Here is a 2,962-nt window from a genome sequence, read left to right on the forward strand (position 1 = left end):
CCTGTTCGCCACCACCCGGACCCAGCTCGATTTCCTGCGCTTCCCGCTCGGCGCCGTCATTACCCTGCACGCGGCGGACATAATGCCCCGTGGCCAGGCAATCGGCGCCGAGATCGCGGGCAAGAGCCAGCAGATCTGTGAATTTCGGCCCCATGTTGCACTGGACGCAAGGAATGGGGGTGCGGCCCGCCAGATATTCGTCCGCGAAGCGATCGACCACCTGGGTGCGGAAGCTGGTTTCGTGATCGAAGACATAATGGGCGATGCCCAGCCGGTCGCAGACCGCGCGCGCGTCGCGAATGTCGCGCCCCGCGCAGCAGGCCCCGGCGCGGCCCACCGCCTCGCCATGATCGTAGAGTTGCAGGGTCACGCCGATCGTCTCGGCCCCGGTCCGCGCGGCCAGGGCGGCCACCACCGAACTGTCGACGCCGCCCGACATCGCCACCACGATCCGCTTGCCCCGCGCGTCGCCGCCGAGCTGGAAATCCACCGCTTCGTCCATGATGATGGCGCACATAGGCGTGGCGCGGTGAACATGCAAAGCCGGGCTGGCCCGGCAGCGGGATCCGGGCGCGACTTATTTGCAATCTCGATCAATCACCTGACGGTTAGCGTCAGAAATTTACAGCATTTTTACCGAGCCTTCATCCTCCGGCGCTAACCATGCGGCTCCACCCCGGCAGCAAGAGGCGCCTTTTTGGACCTGAGCTTTCCTCGTTTCGATCGCGAGATCGAGCTCACGGTTCTGCCAAGCGACCTTGCGGTGCTGATGGTGGGCGTGGCGGCGCGCCAGGCGGCGAGCCCCACTGCGGTACGACAGGCGGGATTTGTGCGCGCGGCGGCGGATCCACGGTTGTTTGCACCGCTGGACGGGGCGTTCAACGGGCCGATGGCAGGCGCGCTGACGGCATGGAAGAAGGAGTGAAGGCGCTGTTAACCGTGGCATTTCAGCCGATCTTCAAGCTCGATTGGTACGACCGCGCCTGGGCAAGAGCGGAGCGTTTCGGGGGCAAATGATGATCGAGAACCAGAAAATCCGCCCTGCCAAGGTGATCGGTCCGCTCGGTGAGCCGCTGACCCTGGATACGCTGCCCCCGCCCAGCACGACGCGCTGGGTCGTCCGCCGCAAGGCCGAGGTGGTCGCGGCCGTCAATGGCGGGCTGCTGTCCGTCGACGAAGTGTGCCAGCGTTACGGTCTGTCGGTGGAGGAATTCGCCGGATGGCAGCGCGCGATCGATCGATCGGGAATGCCGGGGCTGCGCGTGACGCGCATCCAGCATTATCGCACCCTGTACGAGCGTCAGCAAAAATACTGAGACCTGTGAACATGTTGCGATGAGCGATGCGCCGCCCTTCGATCGAGGGGCGGTTTGTCTGTGCAGCGCGCCGACCCTTTTCCCCCGCGATTGTCAAGCTTTACGATACGCGGGTGGAACAACAATATGGGTTTGTACGTCTATCCCTCGACCCGCTTGCGGGCCCAACGGAGGGAAGACCATGGGTATTATTCTTTGGCTGATTATCGGTGGCGTCATTGGCTGGCTGGCCAGCATCATTATGCGCACCGACGCCCAGCAGGGCATTCTGCTTAACGTCGTCGTCGGTATCGTCGGCGCTTTCATCGGCGGCCTGATCTTCTCGGGCGGTTCGATCAACAATGCCGGTCTGTCGATCTATTCGTTCCTGGTGTCGCTGCTGGGTGCGGTCGTGCTGCTCGCGATCGTCAACCTGGTCCGTCGCGGCCGGGTGCGCTAATCAGAACAGCGCCTTTCCCCGGAAAGGCTTGAGGGGGCTCGCAGGCTCAAAGCCGTTGGGCGGCCCCCTGACCCTCTCCCCGCCGGGGAGAGGGTTTTCTTTTGCCTACTACCCGAGCAGGAAACGGACGTTCAGCGTCACGGTGACGTCGCGTTCGCCCGCCGCGATCTCGGTCGGTGCATCGGCCTTGGCGCGCATCGAGACGGCATAGGCCATCGGCCGTTCGGGGCCGCCGGCATCGCTGCCCCCCTCCGCGATCGAGACGATGCGCAGGACCCGCAGGCCCGACGCCTTGGCATAAAGATCCGCTCTGGCACGGGCGCGGGTGACCGCATCCTGACGTGCCTCGTCCAGCGCGGCATCGGGCTTGTCGATCGAGAGGTTCGGCCCTTCGATCTGATTGGCGCCCTGCGCGACCAGCGTGTCGAGGATGGTGCCCGACTTGGCGACGTCGCGGAAGCGGATCGCGACGCTGTTCGTCGCCTGATAGCCGGTGATGACGGGCGGCACGTTCTCGCCATAGCGATATTGCGGTTGCAACTGCACGGTGGCGGTCTGCACGTCGCGCTCGGCAATGCCGGCGCGCTTCAGGGCGGCGAGGACACGGGCCATGCGCTGGGCATTGTCCGACAGCGCGGCGGCGGCGGTGGCGCCTTGCGACACCACGCCTGCGCGAATCGTCGCCAGATCCGGAACCCGCGTCGTGCGCCCTTCTGCGCTGACGTCCAGGATCGTGCCGGCGGCAGGCACCAGCGGCTCCACCGTTTGCGGCGCGCCCTGCGCGACCGCGGCACCGCCGGTCAGCGATACGGTGGCCAGCGCCAGTGCGAACATCGTCTTCATGCCTGTTTCCCCTTAGGTAGCGGTGCACGCCCTTTGGCGTGCGTGCGCAAAACGGGGGCTGAACGTACAGGCGGCCCGTATCGACACATAGGCGCCGTAATCGTCCGACATAAACAGGAACAATCACGGGCTTGAGCGAAGTGATATATTCCGATAACACAGCCCTGTCAGGGGCCGGTGGGCCGGGCGAGGATTGATGGCGGGCATGAACTACGAAACCGGGGCGATCGAGCAGGACGAGCGGCTGGCACTGCCGGCGCCGGAGGCGCCGCGTCGGCGGCGGTGGCCGTGGATCGTGGGGGCGATACTGGTGCTGGCGGTGGCGGGGTGGTTCCTGTTCGGCGGCAAGAAGGACGAGGCGGCC

Annotated in this window: 5 protein-coding genes; 3 read left to right on the forward strand and 2 right to left on the reverse strand. The window is 65.5% G+C overall.

From position 1 onward, the window contains the following. Positions 1–502, reverse strand: a 502-nt coding sequence (locus Q0U08_RS19400; RefSeq protein ID WP_298093416.1) for an asparagine synthase-related protein, incomplete at its 3' end; no start/stop codon positions are given. A 195-nt stretch (positions 503–697) separates the two neighbouring features. Here Q0U08_RS19400 and Q0U08_RS19405 point away from each other — a divergent pair. The 3 genes from Q0U08_RS19405 (at position 698) to Q0U08_RS19415 (ending at position 1,755) form a co-directional block, all read left to right on the forward strand. Further along, positions 698–925, forward strand: a complete 228-nt coding sequence (locus tag Q0U08_RS19405; protein ID WP_112382014.1) for a hypothetical protein — start codon at positions 698–700, stop codon at positions 923–925. 91 nt (positions 926–1,016) lie between these two features. After that, positions 1,017–1,316, forward strand: a complete 300-nt coding sequence (locus tag Q0U08_RS19410; RefSeq protein ID WP_112382269.1) for a DUF1153 domain-containing protein — start codon at positions 1,017–1,019, stop codon at positions 1,314–1,316. 181 nt (positions 1,317–1,497) lie between these two features. Continuing rightward, positions 1,498–1,755 carry a GlsB/YeaQ/YmgE family stress response membrane protein gene (locus tag Q0U08_RS19415; protein WP_298093414.1) on the forward strand — a complete coding sequence of 86 codons (258 nt, stop codon included), beginning with the start codon at positions 1,498–1,500 and terminating at the stop codon, positions 1,753–1,755. A gap of 108 nt (positions 1,756–1,863) precedes the next feature. On the opposite strand, the gene Q0U08_RS19420 is transcribed toward Q0U08_RS19415, so the two are convergent. Further along, positions 1,864–2,598, reverse strand: coding sequence for an SIMPL domain-containing protein (locus tag Q0U08_RS19420; protein ID WP_298093415.1), 735 nt, complete (start codon positions 2,596–2,598; stop codon positions 1,864–1,866). Between the last annotated feature and the right edge of the window lie 364 nt (positions 2,599–2,962).

The organism is uncultured Sphingomonas sp., from assembly GCF_946477935.1.
GTDB lineage: Bacteria > Pseudomonadota > Alphaproteobacteria > Sphingomonadales > Sphingomonadaceae > Sphingomonas.